The following is a 26,422-nucleotide window of genomic DNA, read 5'->3' as shown; positions in this document are numbered from 1 at the left end:
GCCGCAAAAGTACGGTCTTTCGGCTGGAAAGTGTAGACTATTCCAGTTGAAACGAAACCGGCAGGTTGTACTTAACCCGAACGGGTTCGCCACGAAGAAGACCGGGTTGCCAGCTTGGCATTTTCTTGACTGTACGTAGCGCCTCGGCATCAACAGACGGGTAAATGCCTTTCAACACGTCGTAGTCGCATAATGAACCGTCAGTACAGACAACAAAGGAGATATATACCTTTCCTGACACATTTTTTTTCTGTGCGTCTATCGGGTATCTGATTGTCTGCCCCAGAAATTGATACATAGCAGACTGCCCTCCATTGTAGGAAGGGTTACTCATGGATTGCTTGTAGCTAATCGTTTTGCCACCAAGTAGTGTAGCCATACCGCCAAGGTCTTCTCCTGCATCATACCGTTCAATGTAGCTGTACGAACCATCGGCTAAACGGCCGGTCCACTGCCCGTTTTTAAATCCGTCTTTGTAATCGCCTTCTTCAATAAATGTGGTTTTTCGCGTAGAATCACTACGCGACTCCTGACTACTGACGTACCTGTAGTGACCGTTTCCTTCTTTAATAAGTTGTTTACCAGTACTATCCCAGGCAGCCATCAACTGCGTGTGTTGATGAAGCGCTTTTCTTTCGCCCTCATATCTTGTTTCTATCTTCAGAAGCAAGCCATTAGGTTGCCAGGTTGTTGTACCTGCTTCGTCGGGTAACGTGGTTGATTCAACCATGCCTCGTTTATCGTAGCTCACCGACGGGCCTTTCATCAAATCAGACGATGTCCGCTGACTTATAGAGCCATCTTCCCGTAGGGTATAGATGGCGCCGATCCAATCACCGGTTGGTTCTTTATGCCCAAATTGATACGTCAGTTCACCATTCTGTCGCTGGGCATTAGCTACCCTTGCTAAGGGTACTTTAGCCACCTCTTTGAGTTTCCCGGATTCCTTTATTTCGAACAGTGTTAACTTTCCACTTGGCAAGCCAGTAAGCGTGTCAATGGGTGTATGTTGTTGATATACAGGTTTTGCACCCCATAGCGAATTAGCGATTGGGGTAAATTTGGCATCGAATTCCTCGATCAGGCTACCATTCTCATAGCGGATCGGTGTATTGGCACGAAACATAATCGGGTACGTTACCAGTTGCCGGACGGGTTGCCCGCTCTTTGTGGCAGGTTTCCAGGCATTGAAGAGGCGCATTACGCGTAGGGCTTCCTGGTCGCAGTCGGACCGCAGACCTCGCATCACCTGCACATCGGATACATGACCATCGGGCTCAACAACCGCCGTCAGAAATACCTTTCCCGTAACGTTAGCCACCTTCGCCATAAATGGCTTTTGCAGGTTTGCGGCCAAAAACGTTTCGAGCATTGCCTGCCCGCCAATTGGCGTTGCTACCGAGTCAACATCAAAGGGTTTATAAACGGGTGCCTGAGCGTGGAGTTGGCTCAGGCTAACACTTAAGAGCAGTAGGAGGATGTGTAGATAAAGGCGCATTCTGGCTGCATGAGTTAGCATGTTTGACAAATATAACGGAAACGTCAATTTGGTATATATGCATCCATTAAGTGGAGATTCTCGTCCTGGTTTGCGTCCATTTGGCCCGGACGCTACCTTCGCGGGTAGTCACTTCATATAGTCGCATCGCATGAATTCTGTAGGTACGTTATCCCCTGATTTATTGCTCGTTACTGAACAGGACGAGGTGATCGGCACAGCCGAAAAAATGCAGGTCCATCACGATGGCGTGCTGCATCGGGCTTTTTCGGTTCTGATCTACAATGATCGGGGCGATTATCTGCTCCAGCAGCGCGCTCTGGAGAAATACCATTCGGGGGGGCTCTGGTCAAATGCCTGCTGCGGGCACCCTACACAGCCTACAGGTACGTCGGCGCAGGCCGAACAGCGGCTGGAGGAAGAGATGGGTTTCCGCACACCGCTTTCGCCTTCATTCAGCTTTATATATCACGCCTCATTACCCAATGGCTTAATCGAACATGAGTTCGATCATGTATTCGCGGGACAGTATGATGGCGAAATTCCCTTCAATCCCGCCGAAGTAATGGCCGTGCGCTGGGTTAGTCGTGCAGAATTGTTACGCGAAATAGCCACTGCGCCGGAGACGTTTACGGTCTGGTTCAGGATACTGGTTGATACGATTGAACAGCAGAAGTAGGTACGTTGCATTGGCCGACTGGTGTTAGTTAGGCCATACCTCCAGGATGTAGCCTCACTGACACCAGTCGGCCAATGCGTTTCGTCAAGTTGCAGGAGTTATTCGCACTAGTTCAATTCTCTATCTTTTCCAGCAGGGCTGACACGGCTGTGTAGGCTACCTGCAACTGGGCATCGGTGGTGCAGTAGGGCGGCATAAAGTACAGAACATTGCCCAGGGGGCGCATCAGCACGCCTTTTTCGAGCAGGAATTGATAGGCTACATCGCGAATGTTATTGAAATAGGAGGTCTGTCCGCTGGTGATCAGATCAAAGGCCAGTAACGTACCCCGCTGCCGCACGTTACCTACTACCGGTGACTGGCGCAACGTATCGGCAAACCCGGCATGGCTGGCGGCAATGCGTTGAATATCGGCCAGTCGTTCGGGGGCGAGTAATAAATCGAGGCTGGCAAGAGCGGCGGTGCAGGCCAGCGGATTGGCCGTGAATGAATGCCCGTGGAAAAGGGTTTTCATCTTATCGTCCGACAGAAACGCATTGTAAATGGCGGCTGTGCAGGTCGTTACGCCAAGTGCCATCGTGCCGCCGGTAATACCTTTCGAAAGGCACATCAGGTCGGGCTGTTCGGTCAGGTAATGGCTGGCGAAGAGTTTGCCGGTACGGCCGAAACCGGTCATCACTTCGTCGGCGATGAGTAGCGTTCCCTGGGTACGTGCCAGCACGAATAGCTCGTTCAGCACATCGGGCTCATACATCGTCATGCCACCAGCCCCCTGCACCAATGGTTCCACAATGAAGGCAGCTACCTCGTCTGTAAATAACGTTCGGGCCAGTTCCAGCACCTCGGCTTCGCGGCCGGGAACGGGGGCGGGCAGGTACGTTACATCAAACAGAAATGGCGCAAACGGAGCCGTAAAGGCCGAGCGCCCACTCACAGCCATTGCCCCAAAGGTATCGCCATGATAGGCATCCTCGAAGGCCACTACTTTTAAACGTGGCTGACCGATGTTATGCCAGTACTGGAAAGCCATTTTCAGGGCTACCTCCACGGCCGTGGAGCCATTATCGGAGTAGAAAACGCGTCGCTGATTAGTCGGGAGAATCGGCAACAACCGTTCGGCAAGCTGAACGGCAGGCTCGTGCGTAAAATCAGCAAAGATAGTATGCTCCAGCGTGCGTAGCTGAGCCGATACCCGGTCGGCGATATACGGATGCGAATGGCCGTGGATAGTGACCCACCACGACGAGATCATGTCGAGAATTTCGCCTCCGTCTTCAGTATACAGCACCGATCCTTCGCCCCGCACAACGGGAATAGGCAGCGGCGCCGTCTGCATCTGCGTAAATGGATGCCAGATAACGGCCTGGTCGCGTTGAGAAAGTGTAGTCATATAGCAAAGGTAAAGCGTATTGTGGCGCCGAAGCGCCGGCTTCGGTAGTGTACAGCAATCAGGATCATACCAAAAAAAGGGTAGCCAATCTTCCGATCAGCTACCCTTCCTGTATAACCGGGAACTAATACTAGCGCTCGCCAATGGCTTTGAACTCGCGGAGGTTTGAGCCGGTGTAGATCTGACGTGGCCGACCGATTGGCTCTTTCTGTTCACGCATTTCCTTCCACTGCGCAATCCAGCCGGGGAGACGGCCGATGGCAAAAAGCACCGTAAACATGTTGGTTGGAATGCCAAGAGCCCGGTAGATGATACCCGAATAGAAATCGACGTTCGGGTACAGCTTGCGCTGTACAAAATACGGATCATTCAGGGCGGCTTCTTCCAGACCTTTAGCGATCTCCAGTACCGGATCATTAACACCAAGTTTGCTCAGCACATCGTCGGCGGCTTTTTTAATGATCTTGGCACGCGGGTCGAAGTTTTTATACACGCGGTGACCGAAGCCAAAGAGCCGGAAGCCGGTTGTTTTGGCATTCTTGGCCATGTCGATGTATTTAGCCACATCGCCACCACCTTCCTTGATTTCTTCGAGCATCTCGATCACTTCCTGGTTGGCACCGCCATGCAGTGGCCCCCAAAGTGCGTTGATACCAGCGGCAATGGACGAGTAGAGATTGGCCTGCGACGAGCCTACAAGCCGAACGGTGCTGGTTGAGCAGTTCTGCTCGTGGTCGGCATGCAGAATCAGGAGTACGTTTAATGCTTCAGCGACAACGGGGTCAACTTTGTAGTTTTCGACTGGCAACGCGAACATCATATTCAGGAAGTTCGGGATGTAATCGAGTCCGTTTTTAGGGTAATTGGTGGGGTGACCGAGTACCCGTTTATACGACCAGGTGGCAATGGTAGGCAACTTGGCCATCAGCCGGGTAATGTGAAGGTCGGTGTTTTTTCCATCCTGAGAGTCAGGATAGAATGCGCTCATAGCATTGACCAGCGACCCCAGTACGCACATCGGGTGGGCATTGACCGGGAAGCCATCGAAGATCTTACGCATGTCTTCGTTGACCAGCGTATGGTGGCGAATGTCGTTCGAGAATGTTTCGAACTGTTCCTGCGTCGGTAGTTCGCCGTAGATCAGCAAATACGATACTTCAAGGAAAGACGCCTTTGAAGCCAGGTCTTCAATTGAATAACCCCGATAGCGCAGGATTCCCTCCTCGCCGTCTAAGAACGTAATGGCACTTTGGGTAGCACCTGTATTCTTGTACCCTCGGTCGAGGGTGACGTAACCCGTCTGGTCACGGAGATTAGAAATATCAACGGCTTTTTCGTGCTCAGAGCCTTCCAGGGTTGGAAAACTGTACGATTTGCCATCTACGGTTAATTCAGCAGTGCTTGCCATACGTGCGTGCGAGGGTAAAAGAAATTCAGCGTTAACGGATTGTGTGCCCGTACAATGAGCGGTGGGCGAAATTAGTATCAAAAGCAATCGAAAGCCCAGCCTTATCGCCGAAAAGTTCAAGGATTAGGAAGGTTGTTTATACAACTCCAAAAACGGGTAGCCAGTTTCGGGAGAATATGAAGAGCGAAAGGGACAAAGAGTGACTGAGTGAAGTCGCTTTGCTATATCCCGTTCATTACTTTAGCGAAGCGCTTTCACTCAGTCACTCTTTATTTATGGTTCGCGTAAAAATCTGTTGTATCAGCAGCCCCGACGAAGCTCGAATGGCTATCTCCATGGGGGCCTCAGCGCTGGGGCTGGTTGGCCCTATGCCCAGTGGCCCCGGCGTTATCACCGACGAGCAAATTGCCACTATTGCCCGGATCGTGCCGCCGCCGATCGCCACTTTTCTACTAACCAGTGAAACCGACGCTGACCGGATCATTGCGCATCAGAAACGGGTGCATACCAATACCGTGCAGATCGTGGATGAATTGCAAACGGGCGAGTACGATCAGATACGGGCTGCTTTGCCCGGCATATGGCTTGTTCAGGTGATCCATGTTATCGATCAGAAATCAGTCGAAGAGGCCTTGCGAATAGCCCCGCACGTAGACGCGCTATTGCTCGATAGCGGAAATCCAAACCTGACCGTTAAGGAACTGGGTGGCACGGGTCGGGTACACGACTGGGCGCTGAGCCGCCAAATCCGTGACCGCTCGAACGTACCTGTCTTTCTGGCTGGTGGGCTGCGACCCGATAATGTCCGGCAGGCAATCGACGCGGTTCAACCATTCGGCCTCGATCTATGTAGCGGCGTTCGCACCAACGGCCACCTCGACCCCGCAAAACTGGAAGCGTTTATGGCGGCAGTAAACCTATAAGGGCTCGGAACAGCAGTGGCGGATTGCCTTACAGGTCTGGAAATTATTTCATTTTCACCAGCGTAACGCCCTGACCGCCACGGTCGGGGTGTTCGTCGGCCATGCTGGCTACCTGCTTGTAGGAGCGGAGGTGGTTGCGAACGAGTGTGCGCAGAATGCCATCGCCTTTACCGTGTACAATGCGGAGTTCGGGATAGCCAAGCATGAGCGCACTGTCCATAAACCGGTCGAGTTCGCCGAGTGCTTCTTCGCCCCGATAACCCCGAATATCCAGGTTGAACGAGAAATTCATCATCTTCTCGTTGAGGTCCATGCCCTGGCTGCGGGGTGTTTCGCGGATGCCTACTGCCTCCCGGTACGTTTTACGACTTACTTTTTCGAGCCGGTTCAGCTTGATATTCGACTTCAGTTCGCCGATCCGTACTTCCGCATCTTTACCACGAATAGCCAGGATTTCGCCAATGGCGGTCTGCCCCTGAATGCGCACGTAACTGCCCACACCAATAGGGCTGGTGTCGTTCTCGAACTCCTCTTCCGGCTCTTTCGGTTTGGCTGGCTCCACCACCACTTCGGGCTTCAGCTCTTTATGGTCAAACTGCTGTAGTTCAGCACGTACCTGGCGGGTTGTGTCTTTGTCGGCTTTCGATTCCTTGATCTCCCGAATCGTATTTTCGATGCGCTGATTGGCTTCCTGAACCAGCGTTTTGGCCTTAGCCTTGGCCGTATTCAGCAACTGTTTCTGCTCATTGTCGAGCTTGGTTTTCAGCGCTGTGTACTCCGCTAGCTGCTGCGCTACTTTGCGCTGCTTGATGCTGATATCGAGGTTCTTTTCTGAAAAAACGCGCTTCTCTATGTCCAGTTCTTTCAGCAATTTCTCGAAGTTCACCTGCTGGTTGCCCAGCTTTTCTTTTGCCCGCTCAATGACGGCGTTAGGCAAGTTAATTTTTCGGGCAATTTCGAACGCGAACGATGAGCCGGGCCGACCCATCTCCAGTTCGTAGAGCGGCTCCAGCTTTTCGCCGTCGAACCGCATGGCACCGTTGATGAGGCCCGGTGTTTTGTCGGCAAACACTTTCAGGTTGGTGTAGTGCGTGTTGATGACACCGTAAGCGCCTGATTTATTCAGTTCTTCCAGAATGGCTTCAGCAATGGCACCGCCTTGTCCGGGTTCGGTGCCCGTACCGAATTCATCGATCAGGAAGAGGGTCCGTTTGTTGGCCCCGATCAGAAACTTTTGCATGTTGGTCAGGTGCGACGAGTACGTGCTGAGGTCATTCTCCAGCGACTGTTCATCGCCAATGTCGATAAACAGGTTCTGGAATACGCCCATATCCGAATACTCAGCCATAGGCACCAACAGGCCGCACTGCATCATGTATTGCAGCAGGCCAATGGTTTTCAGGGCGATCGATTTACCACCAGCGTTGGGGCCGGAGATGATCAGAATACGTTCGGCAGGCGTTCCTGGCTGCTCGTCGAGGCGGATGTTCAGCGGCACCACACTTTTTTTCTGCTTCTGGTGCGACAGGTATAGCAGCGGGTGGCGGGCGGCGGTCCAGTTCAGCACGGGGCGGTTCATTACCTGCGGCATACCCGCCTGTAGTTCTCCCGCCAGTTTCGCTTTGGCCCGGATAAAATCGATCTGCGCCAGAAAATTGATTGCCTTGCTTAACTCAGGCAGGAAGGGACGTACCTGATCCGTCAGCGCGAGTAGAATTCGGTACACTTCACGGCGTTCTTCGTATTCCAGTTCGCGTACCTCATTGTTACCATCAAATACCTCGGCAGGCTCGATATACACCGTTTTGCCGGTATCTGATTCGTCATGTATAAAGCCCCTTATCTTACGTTTATGCTCAGCAGCCAGCGGAATAACCAGCCGACCACCGCGAACCGTAAGCCCCAGATCATCGGGAATCCAGCCCTGTTGGCGGGCGGTACGAAGCATGCCATCCAGCTTTTTGCGGAGGTTTGTCTGCTCCGAAATAATCCGTCGACGGATGCTGGCCAGTTCGGGTGACGCGTTGTCGCGCACGTGGCCACGGTCATCAATAACGCGTTCAAGGGCGGCCAGCAGATTTTTGTCGACGACGACAGGCTGGGCCAGTTCGGCCAGGTATGGGTATTGGTCTTCTTCCTGGTTGGCCAGGAAACGAAGGCAATCCTGAATGGCTTTCAGGGCCAGTTTCAGGTCGAAAAACTCATCTTCCATGAGCGTAATACCTTCTACGCGCGCCTTCTGCAATTGCGGGCGCACATCGAGGTAATTGCTCTGCGGAAAGTCAGGTTCGTACTGCACAATCTGCGTGAACTCGTAGGTCTGACGCAGCAGCTTATCAATCAGTTGATGATTGTCGGAGAAACGAATCTTATCCACATAATCCTGTCCCAATGGGGATATACAGGCCTGCCGAAGCAGTTCGCGGATTTTATCGAAACCTAGTTTTTGTTCGAGGGTATTGGGGTAAAGCATTCAGGACTATGTTAATGATCAATTAACAATAATCAATTAACAATGGGTCCGCTCGTTACTGAGTTTCTCCGTTGGCTGGCGAAAGAACGCTAATTGATCACTGATAATTGATCATTGACACTACTTCACGCTCTTGCCAACGTCGATGAGGTCTTCGGCCGACATGTAGCCAATCGCTTTTTTCACGACGCGGCCATTGCTATTGATAAACAGGAGGGTAGGATAGGCTTCCAGCGGATACACCTGAGCCAGCGAAGGGCCTTCGCCTTTCTCCATATCCATTTTCACGTTAATAAACTTCTTGTTGAAGACATCGCCGACTGTCTTCTGCGTAAACACGTTTTTCTGCAACATTTTGCAGGGGCCACACCAGCTAGCGTACGCATCCAGGAAGATGACTTTGTTTTCAGCTTTCGCCTTCTTCAAAATATCGGCCCAGCGAGCACTGGTAAATTGGATACCTGCCCCCTTCTCATCATCACCAGCCGGTGTAAATGAAGAAACGGTGAGCAGAACAACGAGGCACAGGCTAAGTAATCGAAGCATGATTAGAAAACGGTTATGATACGTACCTAACGAAGAGATGCTACGCTTTCGTTTCTGAAAACGAGTGCGGTAGCCAAATTTACCCAGTCTTCGTTACAAACGAACGGGTTTTCGACCGTATTTACGGACTAAACAGAATTTTTCACTTGTTCCTGATGAACACTGAAAACCCTGTCTATCCCGCAAATTCCGTCGAAAACCCGTTTGTCTAACTCAAAAACTGGTTATTCTTCCGTGCTCCGGTTCCAGTCAGCGTCGGCAACGTGCGTTGGCTGATTGGCATCGTCATTTTCGGCGATAACCTCGTCGATTGCTTCCACGTCTTCAGCCACTGAGGTACCGTTGGCCTGGTCGTTGAGACGTGATGGCAATTCATTATCTAAATTTTTATCGTTCAGTTGCGCAATCCCACCGTTGGGGTCATTGCCCATAGTATTGTGCATTTGCTGAGCCGCGTGCGACTCGGTGCTTTCCTTGCGGATGTTGCTTGATACGCTCATGATTTCGTTGAGTTTTAACTTTTTAACTATTAAATACCAGACGCCGGATTGATGCTTTCGCCGACTATCCAGCCTCCTTTTAATCCCTTTAATACGTTGGTTGATGATCGACCGACGTACCTGTGTTGGCTACGTCTTCGTCTGTCTCTTCCTGCGATACCGAGCTATCAGACTCGTCATCATCGTTGTCGTTATCGTCCTGCTTTTTAGCCTCTTTCTGGGCGTTGGGCACCCCTACAACCGAATCGGAACCGTAATCATCTGGTCCTGCCGTTGTTACGCTGACCGTCGATGTTTTGGTCTGGTCGCTACTTGGTGCGGCGTTCTTTGCACCTTCTTCGGTTACCTCCATCGTGCTGTTGTCCATGTCGCCCATGCGTAGTACGCCATTCTGGCTGTCCATGTCCTGGCTTCCCATGGCGCGAATGTTGCGTCCGTTCTGGCCATCCGTTATTTCGGTGCTATCCAGGCCGTTGGCCGAGTTTTCTATCTCGTCCGTATGCTTGTTATCACCCTCGAAATCGCTATTGGTCGAATCGTCGCTACTATGCGCCGTCCGGTGCTGATCAGTCTCCATACTGTATAAGTTTCACTGTTGAGTACCTGGAGAACTCATTTATATGCAAAAAGTTGTCTAATTTGCTTGCGCGGTCAAATGAGATTCACCTTTTAATAAATATGACCGAGTATTATGCTAGATTTTCGGTATAAATACTGATATTTGGTAACTCAAAGTACACAAGAGTTTCAACGCGTAACTATAGCATACTAGAAGCTATCATTTACTAACAGGCTGTTCTATAAGAGCGCCGTACAGATCTTAATAGTTGGATAAAGCGTAATTAGAAAGCGAGCCGATGCTGTCGACTCGCTTTTTTGTTTGCAGACAGTATGAGTATTAAATACTTTATTTGTAGTACATCGTACTTTATTTATTTCATAGGTGTTAGCCTTTGTTTTCTGGTAATGGATCAGCTAGTACAATGCAAACGCCCCCGGCCAACATTGGCCGGGGGCGTTTGCATTGTACTAATTTTTAAGTGGTACTAGTTTTTCTTGATTGTTTCGGTAATAACCCGGTCTCCACCTGCACCTGCATACTTATAGCTCAGGGTGAAAGTTTTGGTAGCAGCGTCATATTTATTTACACCGAACTGAACGGTTGCCGTGCTAGCAGTCCCCCCTGGCGTTAGGGTGACAGTGTTGTCTGCGTTAACTCTCAACTGCATGGTTGCGGCAGCGCCCAAATCGGCAAATTCTGTCTCGCTCGTGGTAGCGTCAACCGTTGCCAGCGTCTTGCTACGTTTGATGTCACGTGGACCGGCTGTTGGGTGGTTGAACAAGCCTGTTGCCGTATACACGCCATCATACGGATTTTTGGCCTTCAGGTTGATAAGAATGGTGCCAAAATTGCCGCTTACAGCACCTGTAGAAACCGATTTGATTTGAACGGGCAACACATAGTTTTTGCTGAAATCGAAATTGGCACTTTTGAATTTCATACCCACCGTAGCTGTACGCTGTCCCTTCGGAATTACTACCTGAGTTGGTAGCGTGTATAAAGCGGCAGGAATCAGATCAAACGCCTTTTTTTGCTCTGTGTTATACTGCGTCAGGGCGGTTGGATCGGTACCCAGGCTAACCGTAATGTCTTCCGGGGCCACGTTTGCGCCCGAATAACTCACCGTGAGTGTATAATTATTTTCTGGTGCTACCTCAAAAGCCTGGCTATACAACGCGTATTTGCTGCCGTAGGGAGACGAGAAACTGCTTGGGTTTTTGAACTCGACCACGTTTACTGAATTAGCCGGGTCAAGGCTAAGAGTGTCGTTCAGACAGGAAGTCATTGTTGCCCCTACGAAAAAGAGGCCAACTAGTTTTATGAAATTTTTCATGTTCATCTAATCAGTTTGGGTCCCAGAAAATCAAGTCAGCGAACTGGTTGACCGCTTTGAAATTAGCCGCGTTGTACGACTGCTCCGATGAAGGATACAGGATACGGGTTGGCAGTTTGTCGGGCCGGGTTGAGTTTGATTTATTGGAAGCAATGTTGGTGTATCCGTTGCCAGCCGGGTCCGTTTTAGGATAGCCTGTGCGACGGTACTCGTTCCAGCCCTCTTCAGAATTGATCATGTTCAGCGCAATGTATTTCTGCGTGATGATCGCCTCCAGCCGTTGCTCGTTGGTGGTGGCCAGGGCAATGTTTACCAGATAACTGGTGGCGTTGTCTGTTTTGTATGTAGCTACATCGGCAGTTACGTTTTTCCCCGCGCCCACCACGTTGGTTACGTCTTTATACAGGTACGTGAATGACTGCGTGATACCCTGATCAAAGCTGGTAGCAAACGTACCTGGCAGATACCCTTTCAACTGGGCTTCTGCCTGTAGGAAATAAGCCTCGCTAGCCAGCATAATGGGCTGGCCCATTGACGGCCCTTTCAGAACACCCAGCGCATCGGTAATGCTGGACGCGCTGTTGAACGTACCTGTATACCAAGTCGAATAGCTTGCAATGATGGCTGGCGCGTTGCTCTCGTTACCCAACTGATTGATAGGCGTTGGCGCAGTGGTAGAGGCGAAGTTTTTGTAAATCACCGTACCCCGGCCGGTGTCTGTCAATTTTTGCCCCTTGTAGAAGCCAAAAGCAAACTGAGTTGGAATCCGTGATGAGTTAGCCAGGGCCCCTGCTACAGTGTAGCCCCATGTGCCCCATGTTGGGTTCTGCTTGCCATCCTGCTTGATATAACCTGGGTTAACAATGGCATCCGTTGTCAGGAAACCAAGGGTTTTATCAAGAGCGGCAAACTTTGTGGTTACGAAAGACGACAACGCCGATACGCCCGACATCCGAATTAGTAGACGGAGTTTCAAGGTGTTGGCAAACTGCTTCCAAGTCGTCATGTTTCCTTTGAAAAGGGGATCAGATGACGAGTTCAGCGCCAGCGGAAACTTGGCAGCATCGATGGCAGCAATAGCCGCATCCAGTTTAACCACCAGGTCCTGATAAATCGTGGCTGCATCGTCATATTTGGGCGTACGGCCAGCGTTACCCAACAGGGCTTCTGAATACGGAACGTTACCAAAGGCATCAACCAGCCGCGCAAAGTCCAGCACCGTCATGATCTTGGCCGTTGCGTTGAAATAGCCCTGCCCTTCAACACCTTCTGTTTGATCAATTACGTATTTGAAATCCTGAAGGTTGTCATACGTATTAACCCACAAACCGTTGTAGTCACCTGTAACCAGGTTGTAGTTCAGCAGGTTGCCGAAGCCAGAGAAGCCACCGGCATTGGCCATATAGCCGCCGAAATGAGCCCCATAGTTGTTGTAGGACGAAGACAATCCGGCTGCGCTGACAATAGCCTGTGGCAGTACTAGCTGCGCCGAAGCGCTGATCGCTGAGTTTGGATTGGCGTTTATATCCAGGTAATTATCGCAAGAGGAAGTGACTAGGGCGACCAGGGTCAGCAACCAATAGAGTGAAGTTTTTTTCATCGTTTGTCAATTAGAAAGTTAACGAAACAGTGCCGCCGAAATACCGCGCTGGTGGAGTCTGAGCCAGGGTCGTGAAACCTACTGCGTTGCTGTCTGTACCGTTGGCGCTATATTCCGGATCGGTGTACAGGTTCGATTTTGGCACCCAGATAAACAGGTTGCGGCCCTGTGCGCTCAATGTAGCCCCCTTGATAAAGCCCGATTTAGCTAACAGTGCCCGTGGGAAATCGTAAGAGATTGCCGCTTCACGCATTTTCCAGAATCCGGCCGAGTTCACGTAGTTTTCGCCAATACCCGTGTTACGCGTGCCATCAGTCCAGAAATCGGCACCACCGCTGCGAACAGCAATGTTGGTGTTGGCTACGTAGCTACCGTCAGCCTGGAGAACTGATGAATTCGGGATCACAAACCGGTCGCGGTTATACCAGGCCGTACGAATACCGGCACCTGAGAAGTCGTACCCTGTCGACACGCTATTGTAGATATAGTGGCCGTTCCGATATTCAAACACGGTTGTAAAACGGAACCCTTTGTATTTCAACGTCGTGTTCAGACCCACGATGTGTGGTGGGTTCGTGATGCCCACATCGCTGAAGCTACCATTGCTGGCTGGGTAACCGGTAATTGGGTCAACGATGATACGGCCCTGCGGATCGCGGTTATACGTAGTTGCCTGTAGCAGTGGGAAAGGCTGACCGGTTTTGGCCAGAACCCGTGCCGACGTACCTACGCTCGACAGAATCAGTTGATCTGACTGCTCTGACAGCGATATAACCTTGTTGCGGTTGAGGGTGTAGTTTGCGCCAACGGAGAATTCCAGGCCATTGGCCAGCTTGATTGGCGTAAAGCTCAGGTACGTCTCTAAACCCCGGTTTTCTACCTCACCAACGTTGGTCAGCAAGCTTTGGAAACCAGAGGCCGACGATACGAATACCGAGATGGTTTGATCGACGGTATTGGTTTTATACACCGTCAGGCCACCACTGATGTTGTATTTCTTCAGCTCGAAGTCGAAACCTGCCTCGGCACCGGTCGTAATCTCTGGTTTCAGGCTAGCCGAAACCAGGCCGTTATTGATCGTAAAACCAGCTCCGCTTGAGTAAGGGTAACCAGCCCCTTGGCTAAAGGTTGTATTCAGGGCATAGGCACCAAATGTGGTTGAGTTGCCTAAGTTGATCTGACCCACTTTTGAGTAGCCACCCCGAATTTTCAGGCTCTGTAACCAGCTTGTATTCTGAAGGGCAGGAATAGCATCGGTGGCAATGAAGGAAACGTCGGCCGATGGGTAAAAGAACGAACGGTTTTCTGCCGCCAGAATCGACCGCCAGTCGTTACGGGCCGTTACGTGCAGGTAGATAAACTCCTTGAAGCCGATCCGAGTCTCGCCATATACGCCAGCCTGACGGGCCGTGTAGTTCGATTCAAACGCAGCCGGATTGTTCAGCGAGTTGCTAATGTTGTACAGGCCGTTGATAACCAGGCTGCTGGCACTAACATCTACGTTTTTCGAGGTGTTGTCGCGGAAACTGGCACCGCCAACGATGTCGAACGTGATATTCTGACCAATCTTGGTTTTATACTCGGCCAGAAAGTCATTCACCAACTGTGTGTTGAAACTGCTGTTGTCAGATACTCCGCCGGGGTTATCGGTCTTAGAGCTACCAGAAATACTCTTGGTATAGTCTGAATAGGTGAACTTACCCGTTGTGGTCTTGCTCGACACGTTCCGGGTTGTAATACCCACACGGTAGGTCAGTTGCAGCTTTTCAACAGGCCGGTAGCGTAACTCCATGTTGCCCTGGAAATAGTCATTCCGGGTTTGAACGCGGTTGTTGGCCAGCGTGAAATACGGGTTCTGGAAATACTCGTTGTAATAGCCATTCGGATTGGCGAACGGGTTATTCTGCCAATCCGAATATTTCGTAACATCTACCTGACCAGGTGACATCAGCAGGTTCTGGTAAGCTGTTCCGGTGGCGCTACTCTGATCATACCGGTTGGCGATGAAGTTGGTATTGAAGATCGCCGTCAGGTTCTTGTAGATCTGGCGCGTACTGTTGGCCCGGATGCTGTACCGCTTGTAGCCGTCTTGTGGTACCGTCGACTTCTGATCGAAATATTGAGCCGACAGGTAATATGTCGACTTGTCATCGCCCGACGACAGGCTGAAATCGGTCTGGTTGGCGGCACCCGTCTGCCAGAACTTCTCGCGCGAACCCGCATACGAGTAAGGAACCGTCTGGATAGAGCCGTCTTGCAGCGGCTTTCCGATGATAACCGGCGAACCGTCAAAAGCAGGACCGTACTGCTGGTTCTCATACGGAGTGTACGTAGGTACGTCGTCAGGCGTAGTACCTGACCCGAATCCCTGCTGCAATTGGGGCAGGTAGCTTACTTTTTCAAACGTGGTCGTATTCGACAGTTTAATTTGTGTCTGACCCGCTTTTCCTTTCTTGGTCGTCACGATCAGGGCACCGTTCGATGCATCTGAACCGTAAAGAGCGGCAGCACCAGCCCCGTTCAACACCTGGATATCTTCAATATCTTCCGGGTTCAGGTTGCCAAGAATGCTGTTTGGTGAGATAATGTTGTCGATGATGATAAGTGCCTGGTTATTGCCCGTTAATGAACGGTTACCACGCAGAACCAACCGATACGATGGGTTAACCCCACTGCTTACGGCCGAAATCAGCAAACCTGGTACTTTACCCGATAAGCCTGCTGCAATGTTTGATGATTTGCCCTGGGTAATGTCCTGGGCTTTGACGGTAGTAGACTGGCTACCCAGTGCCCGACGTTGCGCCGTGATACCACCAGCCGTAATAACAACTTCGTTCAAGTTGGTCGCGTCTGGCGATAACGTAACATTCAGAGACGTTTGATTACCCGTAACGACTTCCTGAGTAACGAAACCGATGAATGAGTAAATTAAACGCACCGTGCCTGATGGAACGCTGATTTTATACTGCCCATCTACATCGGTTGTAACGCCCCGCGTGGTGCCTTTAATGGCAATATTCACCCCTGGCATAGCCGCACCGTCCTCATTTGAGGTAACGCGTCCCGAAATAATCCGGTCTTGCGCCAGCAGAGGAACACTTAAGAAGCACAGCAGAAGCTGAGCTATCAGTAAAAGTTTTCTCATGTTAGAAAGTTGATTAGTTTAATATGGAATTAAAAATTGGTAAGATTCCTCAAAACTACCAGATAGTTGCTTTGCGAACAAATTGTTATCAATCCTTTTTCATGTATACTTTATTCTGAAATAGCGGGAAATAGGTATATTTTATTCTGTAAGCGATCTAATTTTAGAATTATTGGCGAATTAGTTGACTTTAATGTAGGATTAATATTCATAATTCGGCTTATCCGTTGAATAAGTTACACACAATAAAATCCAATGTTACCCCACCACTGATCCAGATAAGATTACGTTTAAAGCCACGAAGTGTGGGGCATGCCAGTTAAATGAAAAAAGGCGATGCCAGCTTATGCCGACATCGCCTTTCTATGGTAAGCGAGACTAATTAAACTACTTACGTCTGAGGGTCTCATTAATTACCCGGTCGCCGCCTGAACCTGCATACTTATAATTAAGTGTGTAGGTTTTGGTGGCCGGATCATATTTGTTGACCCCAAATTGTATCGTAGCCGCATTGGCTGATCCTTTGGGAATCAGTGTAACGGTGTTATCGGCATTGACGCGCAATTGCATCAACCACCCTTGGTTACCTAAATCAGCGAAGTTGGTCTGAACCGTATTAAGGTCAATGGTTTGAAGCGTCTTCTCTTCGTTGATTGCCCTCGGACCATTCACCGGGTGAGTGAACGTACCTGTTGCGCCATACGTACCATCATACTGATTCTTGAGTTTCAGCGAGATGATCTTGTAGCCAAAATTACTACTTACAGCCAGGTTGTTGCTGGTGCCCGTTACCCGGATTGGTAAGGCGTAATTGGCGTTGTTATAACCCACCTGATCTGTAATCTTGTCAGAGCCCGAAAAGAAATTCAGGGACACTGGCGCTAAACGCTGACCTGCTTTAATAGTCGTTGTCGTTGTCGTGAACTGATACAGCGAAGATGGTAACGGCTTATAGTTAGTGCTATTAGCCGCGTTATAGGCCGTGAGCACAGATGGGTCGATGGCCAGATTCACAGTCACATCCTGACCCAGCGTTTGTGGGCCCGACAGGTTGACGTTGAACGAGTAGCTCACCGGAGCCGTCTGGATTGAAAGTCCCTGGTTAGCTACTACACCGTAGAAAGCCGACGTAGGAATATCAATCACCGGAGCTGTCGCCGTGAAATCAACGAAGTGTTCGTCGTCTTTGAGGCAGGAGGTCATGCTAAGGGCAATAGTAGCCGCCAGGCATAGACTTAAATAATTTTTCATAGTCTTTGATGTTGTGTCTTACTTAATCCAGAAGATTTTGGTCTTGTCGAACTGGCTGTCGGTGCCTTGCGCTTTTACAGCCGTTTCATTATACTGTGTCTCCGTTTGTGGATACAACAGGCGAGCCGGAATTTGCTTGATCGAGGTGCTGGGGTCTTGTGAGATTGGCACCGCCGGAATTCCCGTACGGCGGAAATCGCTCCAGGATTCGAAGGGGGCTGTTCCGTTCAGCGAATTCCATTTTTGCGTAAGAATGAGGGCCAGTTTGTTGGTCGCTACATCCCAGGTCACGTTTGCGTTGCCACTATCCAGGAACTGACGGGCATAATCGGCGGCCGTACCCTGATCATCGAAAATGCCTAGATCAGAATACGACTGTGTAATAGCCGACTCGTACAACGTCTTGGCATTACCCGTGATATAACCCCGCTGTACAGCTTCAGCTTGTATAAACAGTGATTCTACGGCAGAGAGAATAGGGGCATCCTGTTCTGGACTCTGTAACACACCAGGCCCGATACTCGACGTCTGGCTATTCACCAACGGCGATATTGTGCCAAAGAAGGTAGCACCGAAGGCATTGCCACTCACTGGATTATAGAGACCAAATATCCGGCTGTCCTGCGTACTGACGAGGAAATTCACCGCGTAACCACCCGCCCTGTAGATGTTATTATTTTCTACTGGCTGCCCATTTACACCATTGCCATACGTAGCGTATAACGGATTCTGCTGGTTGGTCGAGTTCGTGTAACCGGGGTTGATGGTTGCGCCCTGATCAGCGGTGGTGATGAAGCCATATGGTGAGGCTTTCAGTACCGCCAGTGCCGACTGGATGAACGCTTGCCGATCTGCCCGCTCGCTCTGTCGCAGGATCATGCGCAATTTGAGCGTATTGGCAAACTTACGCCATTTATTAATGTCGCCCTGATACATGATATCATTGACGCCCGGGTTGGTGATGGTCTCGCCAGCCGCCGCACGTGTCTGACCACTGGCAAACAAGGCCAGTGCCGCATCGATCTGCTTGAAGAGGTCTTCATACACTGCAACCCCTGTGTCGTAGGCAGGCTGCGCCACAGTCAATCCCTGCAAAGCGTTCGTATACGGAATGTTGCCGTATGTATCGACCAGAATCTGGTAGTGAAACGCCTTCATGATCTTGGCCATCGCCTGCGCATTGGGCTGGTTCTGGGCCAGTGCCTGCTTCTCGATATAGTCGTAGTTCTTCAGGTTGGTATACGCATTGTTCCACACTCCCTGATTGAACGTGTTGGTGAACTGGTAGTTCTTATCCGATGTAGCGATCGAATAGTTACCGCTGTAGTTCCAGTAGCCCATCCACAGATTCAGAAACGTGAAGCTGGTCTGGTAATAGGTCGCCGTGTTGGCCAGGGCGTTGGGCAGCACCAGTTCGGGGGTAGCCGCCGTTACCTGGTTTGGGTTATTGTTGACGTCGAAAAACTCGTCTTTGCAGCCCGAAGCGGTCATCAGCAGCAGGGCCAGTGATCCGAGGGCTAGTTTCTTAGTAAGCATAGAGATGTCTTGTTTGGAGGTTAGAAGCCAATACCCACCCGGAAACCGTAGAAGCGGGTAGGGGGCGTCTGGTATTCGTTGGTGGTACCCTGTGCGTTTGAGTTGTCAAGCGAGTACTCAGGATCGGTGAAGACGTTGGTCTTGGGCCGGATCATAAGCAGGTTACGGCCGGTGAGGGCGATGTTAAACGTTTTAACGAACTTGGTCCAGCCCAGAATAGACGCAGGAATGTCGTAGCTCAGGGCTACTTCACGCAGCTTCCAGAAGTCGGCCGAGGTAACGTAGCTCGAACCGGCATTGTGGTAACCCGAGTTGGTCCAGAACTCCAGGTTGCCATCGCGGGTGGTTACGCTGGTGTTGTTGGCAAACGAACCGTCGGCATTAACGATGACCGAGTTAGGGAAGATAAAGTTCTGCCGGTCGTTGTACGTTGTCCGAATACCTGCACCGGTAAACTCAAGCGCGTTACCCAGCGAGTTGTAGATAACCGCTCCGCTCCGGTATTCCACTACGGCTGTCAGGGTAAGTCCTTTGTATCCGAACGTGTTAGACAGGCCAAAACGGTTCTTAGGTTGCGTAGTGCCCTGGTATTGCAACTCCGTGTTGAGGATAGGATACCCAGTAGCCGGGTTTACCACCGGCCGACCCACAAACTGACCCGATGCGTCGTAATAGGCACCTGTCGGATTCGTGTTCTGCACCCGGGCAATATCGGTCGTATACAGAGCGGGGTAGTTTTTCCCAACAGCCGCATACACATCCGAGCCTACTCCATTGGTGAGCGGAAGCTGTACCCGATCAAGGCCAGGAAATACATCGCTTACGATGTTGTTGTTGTAGGTGTAGTTAACGTTCAGGTTCCAGGTGAAGCCGCCCGCATTAACGATAGGCCGGGTTGTTTTTACTTCCACTTCCACACCCTGGTTCTTCATCGTACCGGTGTTAATCAGGGCTGATGTGTAACCCGTTGAGCGAGCTACCCCGATGGGCACTGTCTGGTTAGACGTAACCGTATTATAAACAACCACTTCCGCGTTCACGCGGCTAAACAGGCCAAACTCGATCCCTGCTTCCACATTGGTGGTAAATTCAGGCTTTAGATTTGGTGAGTTCAGGCGGTTGCTCAATTCAAAGCCGGGCTGGCTACCGAATGGGAAGAAAGCACCCACGCCCGTACCGGGGTTGAAGGTATTTTGCAACTGGTACGGATCTACGTTCACGTTACCCGCCTTGGCATAGCCACCGCGCAGTTTCAGGTACGTTAGCGTGTTGTTGCCTTTCAGAGCAGGAATGGCCTCGGAGAGAATAGCTGAGATGTTGGCCCCTGGGTAGAAGAATGAGCGGTTGGCTGATGCCAGCAGCGAGGTCCAGTCATTACGGCCTGTCACGTTCAGGAACAGGTAGTCTTTATAACCAACGGTCAAATCAGCAAAGGCACCTACCAGGCGGCTCTGTGATGTAGATTCCGAGCCTACTAACTGACCCAGGCGGTTGGCGATGTTATACACACCGGGAACCACCAATTGGCCAGCCGATGAGGTGATTTGCCGGGCATACTGTATCCGCGTTTGCTGACCTAAAATCAGTTTAGTAGTAAAGTCACCAAACTTGGGCGAGAGCGTAACCAGCAGGTCACCGGTGAACCGGGTGCTGGTGGTACTCTGATCCGTAACGTTACCGTTCACCTGCTTTACCGACGAAGCGATGTTACCCGCGCTCCAGGGGTCAGACTTGGCGTAGTCGCTGAATGAAACCGCCGACAGATTGCTCTTATACTGGTTGATGTTGATCTGACCACCTAACCGGTACAACACGTTCAGCCAGGGCTTGACCTGGTAGGCTACGTCGGCGAAGCCCTGCACCGCGTAGATGTCCTGTTTCGCCCGCGAATTATCACCCGACACCTGCCACCAGGGGTTTGGGTAATACGCATTGAAATAGCCGTTCACATCGCCATAGGGGCTATTGATGTCCATGATGCGGGGGTCGCGCAGGGGGGCGTGGGCAGGCTGGTTCAGTACGTTCCAGTAAACCGGACGGCCCTGCGAGAAATCACCGTTTTCAACATTTTTGTTGGTGTAGGTGAAGTTAATTTTGCCATTAGCCGAGAACTTACCGATGGTGCGCCCACCGTTCATCAGAATGTTGGTTCGTGAGTACTTATCATTAGGTACCACGCCATTTTGGTCTACGCGCTGAATGCCCAGACCGAAATATTCCGAAGCGTCGCCGATCCGGTACGAAAGGTCATGTTGTACGGTGGTACCAGTGTTGAAAAACGCCCGGCGAGGATCGGTGCCCGTTGATGTGAAAGGCACTTTCAGGGTATCCAGACGAATAGACCCATCCGCGTTGCGAATCTGCACGCCATAACCCAGGGGCTGGATCGAGCCGTCGTAGCGGGGACCAAACTGCTGGTTTTCATAGGGTACATACAGGCGATAGCCGTTGGCATCGAGGAAAGGATTGCCTTCACCACCGTTGGAACTGAATGTGCGCTGTAAGTCAGGCATGTACGAGATGCTCTCGAACTGGGTGTTGTTGGTATACGACACCTGAGCCTTGTTTTTGCCACCACCACGCTTGGTATTAACGATCAATACGCCGTTCGAGGCATCCGAGCCGTACAGAGCAGCCGCTGATGGCCCTTTCAGGATAGACGTGTTGTCGATGTCGTTCGGGTTGATCGAAGCCAGAAAAGAAATATCTGTCAGTACCCCGTCGACAACCAGCAAGGCCTGGTTGTTACCCAGGAAAGAACGGTTACCCCGGATGGTCAGACGTGGGTTGGAGCCCACCCCATTGTTGGTCAAATTGACCTGTAAACCAGCTACTTTGCCAGTCAGGCCGCTGGCAATGTTGACGGGAGCAGCCTGAACAATCTGTTCATTGTTTACCCGCGTTACCGACGTACCTATCTCACGGGCATTCCGTTGAATACCGAAGGCGGTGACAACTACCTCGTTGAGGTTGGTCGCATCGGGCGACAGCGTGATGTTGAGCGTAGTCTGGGCCCCGGTAACGACTTCCTGAGAAACGAATCCGATAAAGGAGTAGATAAGCCGGACAGTACCTGAAGGAACACTAAGTCGATAGTTGCCATCGGCATCGGTAGTGACCCCGCGGGTGGTGCCTTTGATGGCGATATTAACGCCAGGCAGGGGGGACCCGTCTTCACCGGAGGTGACGCGTCCGGTAATCGTCCGGTCCTGCGCCAGCAGGGGAAGGCTGAATAGGCACAGCAGTAGCTGTGCGACCATTAAAAGTTTTCTCATTTTGAGTGAGTCGATTAGTTTATAAATGAAATATTTGTTGACACTCTTATTCAAAATTACCAAATTGTTGTCAAGCGAACAAATTGTTTTTTAACTCTATTTAACTGATCTTATTTGGCTATCATTAAAATAATCTATATAAAATTCGGTCATATATTAATTTCATGATAATACTCAAAATAAAAATTGCTCCGTAGAAAATACGGAGCAAAGTGATAGTATAAAATGCTTAAGCTAAAATACGGTAGCTATTTGTCTGGCTGCAACTTGTCCACCAGTTAATTCAGCCAGCAGTTCATCGACGTTGACAGTAGCAAAACTGCTGGCATAATCAGACATGGCGTAAGGGATAATAAGCGTGTTGCCATGAATCTGTCCACCGCAACTGTATACTACATTAGGTACGTACCCTTCACGCTCGTTTTCGTCGGGGCTAAGCAATGGGTCTTTCGTACGGCCAATCACTTTGGATGGATCGTTGAGGTCAAGCAGAAACGCGCCAATGGCATATTTGCGCATTGGCCCTACACCGTGACTCAATACCAGCCAGCCAGCCTCTGTTTCGATCGGTGATCCGCAGTTACCAAGTTGCACATATTCCCACGGGTACGTCGGTTTAACAATCAATTCTTTCGTCTGCCAGAAGTACAGGTCTTCCGAGTACATCAGGAATATGTTCTCGCCATCCTGCCGTGATAGTGTAGCATAGCGCCCGTTGATTTTACGCGGAAAAAGAGCCATCCCTTTATTCTGCACCTCCGCGCCATTCAGCGTGCTGATGGCGAAATGAGTGAAATCTTTCGTCTCCAGTAATTGTGGAAACGTTACCCGGCCGTTGTAGGCGGTATAAGTGGCGTAGTAGGTAATTTCGCCGTCGTCGTCCCGAAACTCAACAAAGCGGGCGTCTTCAATGCCATTGGTCTCATTGGGTGAATGCGGGAAAATACACCGCTCATCGATGCTCTGGTCATCATCGAAGTGCATTTCGTAGTTCGACCGGGCCAGGGCCAGCAGGCCGCTGGTAATCGTTTCGTACTCGGCATTGTGTCTAAACTGGCTCATCACCCGTTTTACCTGCGCCTCAATGTCCTGCAGTGTGAACTCATCGCTGAGGCCTGCCAGAATTCCCTCTGAAATGCTGTTGATCAACCGAAGTTCATACAGCTTTTTTACAAACGTTGCCTTGTCAAACTGCTGGCTGACAATGGCTTCGGGCGAGGTAACGTACCTGGACGGTTTCTGGAGAATCACTTTTCCTTCCCCGTCAATATACCCAGTCCGGAAGGAGATGGACGAGATGTGACCTTCGCCGGTAGCGCGCAGACTGAGCACAAAGCGCTTATAACCAGCGGGCAAATTTGTTTGATCTGGATGCCATACCATCGACGGATTAAACAGCGCGGCCGATTCCAGCGAGTACTCCATCGTGAAATACGCGCCCAGCAACAGTTTACGTTCGTCGGTGAGTGGTTCGTCGGTCAGTAACTGGCTTTTTACCTGATCGAACCGGCGCAGAAAAAATGGGTTCAGCTTATGATGGCGGTTGCCGAATTCGCGGATTACTTCATCCAGCTTTTGACGAACTTCGTCTTCCGTTAACGAATTGACACGGGCGATGATCTTCAAAACGCGGGTGCTGTTGCCCAAATCGAAAGGACGAAACAGCACACGGGCCGGATCGGGACGCAAGACAACGCCCGTACGAGTGGCTTTTAGGCTCATAGGAGATTGGTTCAATGGTTAACCTCTAACGTCCAATGTTGCCCGGCATGTCATAACTATAGACAGAAAATAGTAATTACCGATCAGGCAGAGCAACAGTGAATGGTAGTCGTTAAACGTTAAACCATATAGATATACAAGGCTAAGATAAGACACTTACGGCTGACCGGGCAATCGATTTTTCAATTGTTGGTTGAAAAGCCAGTTGTAATTCGGCCAGCGACAGCAGGTAAGATAATGTCGATTCGGCACCCTGATTCTGGTTTACCCGGTCAATATGCAGGCCATCCCGGCAACCGCCGGTCATTGAATCGTAAAGAGGCAACCCCAGGTCATTCAGGCCCGTAAACCAGCGGAAAACACGCATGGCCCGGCGCTGCCAGTCAATATCGCCTGTACTACGCCACGCTGCCAGACAGGCCGAAATAGAGCTGTAGGCTTCCAGCGGTTGCTGGTCAAACTCGGCCCGGGGCATGCCTTTTACGTGGAAACCGTTGGAGCCGATTGGTTGGAAATGAGTCCGATTATCAACACCCAGCGGCGTTTTTTGCGGAGTCGTTCCCGGCTTCGACGTTTGCAGATCCATCAACCAGGTTAAGGCTTTCAAGCCGATGGAAACAGCTTCTGGATCGCCGGAAACAATAAGCGCATGGCACAAGACGCCATTATCATAGGCCACCGTGTTCTCGAACCATTGCCAGTCGGGCGTGGCCGTTTCGCTGAATCTAAACAGGAGCTTAGCCACCAGTTTTGTGCGAATGTTCTTGGCCAGCCGGTCGTCGCTGAAGCGCTTCAGGTATTCATTGATGCCCAGCAGGGCAAAGGCCCACGACCTCGGCGACTGCATAGCCAGCGTAGAGGGCAGCACCTGTTCAAGCAGGCTCATCGCCCACACGAGCGCGTTCTGCTCGTCGGTGCGGCCAATGCACGTACCCAGCGCCCAGATGGTTCGCCCCGTGCTGTCTTCAGAGCCCACCTCTTCGAGCCAGCGCCGATCGTAACTCATAAAATTCCGAAACTGCCGGTGTTCATCTGAATAGGCGTGGTTGATGAACGCCATATACGTATCAGCCAACTGGTCGACACGCCGGTCGTGAACCCCCGATTCTTTCAGCAGTAGGGTTAGTATCAGGGCACGGGCATTATCATCGGTGCAGTAGCCTTCTTCGTAAAAAGGCAGATGATACCGCGCGTGCTGAATCATACCGGTCGAATCGGTCAGGCGATATACATGATCAAGCTTTAAGGTGGGTAAATGAAGGCCACCGCCCAAACCGCCCGGATAAAGTCCCGGTGTGTAGGTCGCACTCATTCGTTCGTGGCGAGCCTGAGCAAACGAATCAGCGTACTCCCCAATAACACGCTCCCAGATCATGCCACGCCCCATCAGATAGGCCCGCTTACGCATGGCATGGCGGGCGGGTTCGTCGCTCAGTAAGTTAATTACTTCGTTGGCAATAGCCTCTGAATCGCCAAAGGGAACTAGGCGGCCCCGGTCGTCGGCCAGCAGTTCTTCGGCATGCCAGTAAGGAGTAGAAATCACGGCTTTCCCCACACCAACCGAGTACGCTAACGTACCTGACGTGATTTGGGCGGGATTCAAATAAGGGGTTATGTAAATGTCGGCAGCACCGAGAAACTCAAGCAGATCGTCGAGTTCGACAAACTGGTTGTAAAACTGAATGTTGTTTCGTACTCCGTTCGTCTCCGCCAGTTGCTTCAGCTTGTCGCGGTACGCTTCCCCCTCATGCCTGATCAAGTGCGGATGCGTAGCACCCAACACCATATAAACGACATTGGGAAACTGCTCTACAATGCGTGGAAGGGCATTAATGACGTTTTCGATGCCTTTGTTGGGCGATAAAAGCCCAAACGTAAGCAGCACCTGCTTGCCTTCAAGGCCGAACCGATCTTTGTAGAAATGCGGATCGACAAACGACATATCGGGAATGCCGTGCGCGATGACATCAATTTTCTCATCAGGAATTTCGTAGATCGTCGTCAGAAACTGACGCCCTTTTTCCGACATACAGACCACCCGTGCCGACACGTCGGCAATCGCTTTCAGGGTTAGCAACTGATCCTGATCGGGGTTCTTCAGGATGGTATGAAAAGTTGACACAATGGGCATTGTCAGCCCGCGAAGTAACGTCAGGATGTAGTTACCCGCTGGCCCGCCGTAGATACCGTATTCATGCTGAAGGCAGACAACATCAACGTTTTTAGAGTTCAGAAATTCGGCAGCTTTCCGGTAGGCTTCCAGGTCATGCTGGTAAAAGTCGTACCGGACCTCATCGGGGTAATCATAGCCTTCGAGCGTGTCGTTGACCGAGACTACCCACGGTTTGGCGTCTGGAATGAACCGGGCGTATGACTGATACAGGTCGGAGGTAAATGTAGCGATACCACACTGCCGGGGCAGGTAGTCTCCGATGAAAGCTATGTTCTTTGGCGTTTGCCTCCGGAGCGATGCAGATCCCGTGTTTGTTATCATAACTAATTGAGTAGTGAGTATTTGTCTACTTTTAACACTATTTCTGTAAACCCTGTTCAATTCTTTACAGAATGGACTTAATGCAAA

General features: G+C 50.8%; 17 protein-coding genes. 2 read left to right on the top strand and 15 right to left on the bottom strand.

The annotated features are described in order from the left end of the window. Positions 1–37: 37 nt before the first annotated feature. On the bottom strand, positions 38–1,498 hold the full coding sequence (locus ACFE8Q_RS19365) for an energy transducer TonB (RefSeq protein ID WP_375447085.1): 1,461 nt from the start codon (positions 1,496–1,498) through the stop codon (positions 38–40). Between the two features lie 151 nt (positions 1,499–1,649). Here ACFE8Q_RS19365 and idi point away from each other — a divergent pair, with 151 nt between their 5' ends. After that, on the top strand, positions 1,650–2,177 hold the full coding sequence (gene idi / locus ACFE8Q_RS19360) for an isopentenyl-diphosphate Delta-isomerase (RefSeq protein WP_375447084.1): 528 nt from the start codon (positions 1,650–1,652) through the stop codon (positions 2,175–2,177). A 112-nt stretch (positions 2,178–2,289) separates the two neighbouring features. On the opposite strand, the gene bioA is transcribed toward idi, so the two are convergent. Both bioA and ACFE8Q_RS19350 read right to left on the bottom strand, forming a co-directional pair. Then, entirely contained in the window at positions 2,290–3,567 is a 1,278-nt protein-coding gene (gene bioA, locus ACFE8Q_RS19355; protein ID WP_375447083.1) for an adenosylmethionine--8-amino-7-oxononanoate transaminase, read from the bottom strand. 130 nt (positions 3,568–3,697) lie between these two features. Beyond that, positions 3,698–4,975 carry a citrate synthase gene (locus tag ACFE8Q_RS19350; protein WP_375447082.1) on the bottom strand — a complete coding sequence of 426 codons (1,278 nt, stop codon included), beginning with the start codon at positions 4,973–4,975 and terminating at the stop codon, positions 3,698–3,700. Positions 4,976–5,250: 275 nt separating this feature from the next. Between ACFE8Q_RS19350 and ACFE8Q_RS19345 the strand changes: the two genes are divergently transcribed. Beyond that, complete coding sequence (locus ACFE8Q_RS19345) at positions 5,251–5,898, top strand: phosphoribosylanthranilate isomerase (RefSeq protein ID WP_375447081.1); 648 nt, start codon at positions 5,251–5,253, stop codon at positions 5,896–5,898. Positions 5,899–5,941: 43 nt separating this feature from the next. On the opposite strand, the gene ACFE8Q_RS19340 is transcribed toward ACFE8Q_RS19345, so the two are convergent. From ACFE8Q_RS19340 to ACFE8Q_RS19285, 12 genes are all read right to left on the bottom strand, one after another. Beyond that, complete coding sequence (locus tag ACFE8Q_RS19340; RefSeq protein ID WP_375447080.1) at positions 5,942–8,371, bottom strand: endonuclease MutS2; 2,430 nt, start codon at positions 8,369–8,371, stop codon at positions 5,942–5,944. Positions 8,372–8,491: 120 nt separating this feature from the next. Continuing rightward, positions 8,492–8,917, bottom strand: a complete 426-nt coding sequence (locus ACFE8Q_RS19335) for a thioredoxin family protein (RefSeq protein WP_375447079.1) — start codon at positions 8,915–8,917, stop codon at positions 8,492–8,494. 224 nt (positions 8,918–9,141) lie between these two features. Continuing rightward, positions 9,142–9,417: a hypothetical protein gene (locus ACFE8Q_RS19330; protein ID WP_375447078.1), complete on the bottom strand. Its 276-nt coding sequence runs from the start codon at positions 9,415–9,417 to the stop codon at positions 9,142–9,144. Between the two features lie 88 nt (positions 9,418–9,505). Beyond that, complete coding sequence (locus ACFE8Q_RS19325; protein ID WP_375447077.1) at positions 9,506–9,994, bottom strand: hypothetical protein; 489 nt, start codon at positions 9,992–9,994, stop codon at positions 9,506–9,508. A 469-nt stretch (positions 9,995–10,463) separates the two neighbouring features. Further along, positions 10,464–11,312 (bottom strand): BT_3987 domain-containing protein, encoded by an 849-nt coding sequence (locus ACFE8Q_RS19320; protein WP_375447076.1) that lies wholly within the window; start codon positions 11,310–11,312, stop codon positions 10,464–10,466. Between the two features lie 10 nt (positions 11,313–11,322). Further along, positions 11,323–12,912: a SusD/RagB family nutrient-binding outer membrane lipoprotein gene (locus ACFE8Q_RS19315; protein WP_375447075.1), complete on the bottom strand. Its 1,590-nt coding sequence runs from the start codon at positions 12,910–12,912 to the stop codon at positions 11,323–11,325. Positions 12,913–12,922: 10 nt separating this feature from the next. After that, positions 12,923–16,057, bottom strand: coding sequence for a SusC/RagA family TonB-linked outer membrane protein (locus tag ACFE8Q_RS19310; RefSeq protein WP_375447074.1), 3,135 nt, complete (start codon positions 16,055–16,057; stop codon positions 12,923–12,925). A gap of 387 nt (positions 16,058–16,444) precedes the next feature. Beyond that, positions 16,445–17,308: a BT_3987 domain-containing protein gene (locus ACFE8Q_RS19305; RefSeq protein WP_375447073.1), complete on the bottom strand. Its 864-nt coding sequence runs from the start codon at positions 17,306–17,308 to the stop codon at positions 16,445–16,447. 18 nt (positions 17,309–17,326) lie between these two features. Further along, positions 17,327–18,844: a SusD/RagB family nutrient-binding outer membrane lipoprotein gene (locus ACFE8Q_RS19300; protein WP_375447072.1), complete on the bottom strand. Its 1,518-nt coding sequence runs from the start codon at positions 18,842–18,844 to the stop codon at positions 17,327–17,329. A 20-nt stretch (positions 18,845–18,864) separates the two neighbouring features. Continuing rightward, the gene (locus tag ACFE8Q_RS19295) at positions 18,865–22,119 is read right to left on the bottom strand and encodes a SusC/RagA family TonB-linked outer membrane protein (protein WP_375447071.1); all 3,255 of its coding nucleotides are present in this window, start codon (positions 22,117–22,119) and stop codon (positions 18,865–18,867) included. Positions 22,120–22,353: 234 nt separating this feature from the next. Then, positions 22,354–23,841 carry a glycoside hydrolase family 130 protein gene (locus tag ACFE8Q_RS19290; protein WP_375447070.1) on the bottom strand — a complete coding sequence of 496 codons (1,488 nt, stop codon included), beginning with the start codon at positions 23,839–23,841 and terminating at the stop codon, positions 22,354–22,356. Positions 23,842–23,983: 142 nt separating this feature from the next. Next, entirely contained in the window at positions 23,984–26,335 is a 2,352-nt protein-coding gene (locus tag ACFE8Q_RS19285; RefSeq protein WP_375447069.1) for a glycosyltransferase family 4 protein, read from the bottom strand. Between the last annotated feature and the right edge of the window lie 87 nt (positions 26,336–26,422).

Source organism: uncultured Fibrella sp. (genome assembly GCF_964250085.1).
Lineage (GTDB): Bacteria > Bacteroidota > Bacteroidia > Cytophagales > Spirosomataceae > Fibrella.
Note: the sequence above shows the minus strand (reverse complement) of the source record. Positions and strands in the feature narration are given on the sequence as shown.

What these genes read in the sequence shown, in the direction of transcription:
- ACFE8Q_RS19335 (WP_375447079.1), bottom strand. Translation starts at nt 8,917, where the DNA reads ATGCTTCGATTACTTAGCCTGTGCCTCGTTGTTCTGCTCACCGTTTCT.
- ACFE8Q_RS19330 (WP_375447078.1), bottom strand. Translation starts at nt 9,417, where the DNA reads ATGAGCGTATCAAGCAACATCCGCAAGGAAAGCACCGAGTCGCACGCG.
- ACFE8Q_RS19300 (WP_375447072.1), bottom strand. Translation starts at nt 18,844, where the DNA reads ATGCTTACTAAGAAACTAGCCCTCGGATCACTGGCCCTGCTGCTGATG.
- ACFE8Q_RS19305 (WP_375447073.1), bottom strand. Translation starts at nt 17,308, where the DNA reads ATGAAAAATTATTTAAGTCTATGCCTGGCGGCTACTATTGCCCTTAGC.
- ACFE8Q_RS19350 (WP_375447082.1), bottom strand. Translation starts at nt 4,975, where the DNA reads ATGGCAAGCACTGCTGAATTAACCGTAGATGGCAAATCGTACAGTTTT.
- ACFE8Q_RS19285 (WP_375447069.1), bottom strand. Translation starts at nt 26,335, where the DNA reads ATGATAACAAACACGGGATCTGCATCGCTCCGGAGGCAAACGCCAAAG.
- ACFE8Q_RS19290 (WP_375447070.1), bottom strand. Translation starts at nt 23,841, where the DNA reads ATGAGCCTAAAAGCCACTCGTACGGGCGTTGTCTTGCGTCCCGATCCG.
- ACFE8Q_RS19310 (WP_375447074.1), bottom strand. Translation starts at nt 16,057, where the DNA reads ATGAGAAAACTTTTACTGATAGCTCAGCTTCTGCTGTGCTTCTTAAGT.
- ACFE8Q_RS19345 (WP_375447081.1), top strand. Translation starts at nt 5,251, where the DNA reads ATGGTTCGCGTAAAAATCTGTTGTATCAGCAGCCCCGACGAAGCTCGA.
- ACFE8Q_RS19295 (WP_375447071.1), bottom strand. Translation starts at nt 22,119, where the DNA reads ATGAGAAAACTTTTAATGGTCGCACAGCTACTGCTGTGCCTATTCAGC.
- ACFE8Q_RS19365 (WP_375447085.1), bottom strand. Translation starts at nt 1,498, where the DNA reads ATGCGCCTTTATCTACACATCCTCCTACTGCTCTTAAGTGTTAGCCTG.
- idi (WP_375447084.1), top strand. Translation starts at nt 1,650, where the DNA reads ATGAATTCTGTAGGTACGTTATCCCCTGATTTATTGCTCGTTACTGAA.
- ACFE8Q_RS19340 (WP_375447080.1), bottom strand. Translation starts at nt 8,371, where the DNA reads ATGCTTTACCCCAATACCCTCGAACAAAAACTAGGTTTCGATAAAATC.
- ACFE8Q_RS19315 (WP_375447075.1), bottom strand. Translation starts at nt 12,912, where the DNA reads ATGAAAAAAACTTCACTCTATTGGTTGCTGACCCTGGTCGCCCTAGTC.
- bioA (WP_375447083.1), bottom strand. Translation starts at nt 3,567, where the DNA reads ATGACTACACTTTCTCAACGCGACCAGGCCGTTATCTGGCATCCATTT.
- ACFE8Q_RS19325 (WP_375447077.1), bottom strand. Translation starts at nt 9,994, where the DNA reads ATGGAGACTGATCAGCACCGGACGGCGCATAGTAGCGACGATTCGACC.
- ACFE8Q_RS19320 (WP_375447076.1), bottom strand. Translation starts at nt 11,312, where the DNA reads ATGAAAAATTTCATAAAACTAGTTGGCCTCTTTTTCGTAGGGGCAACA.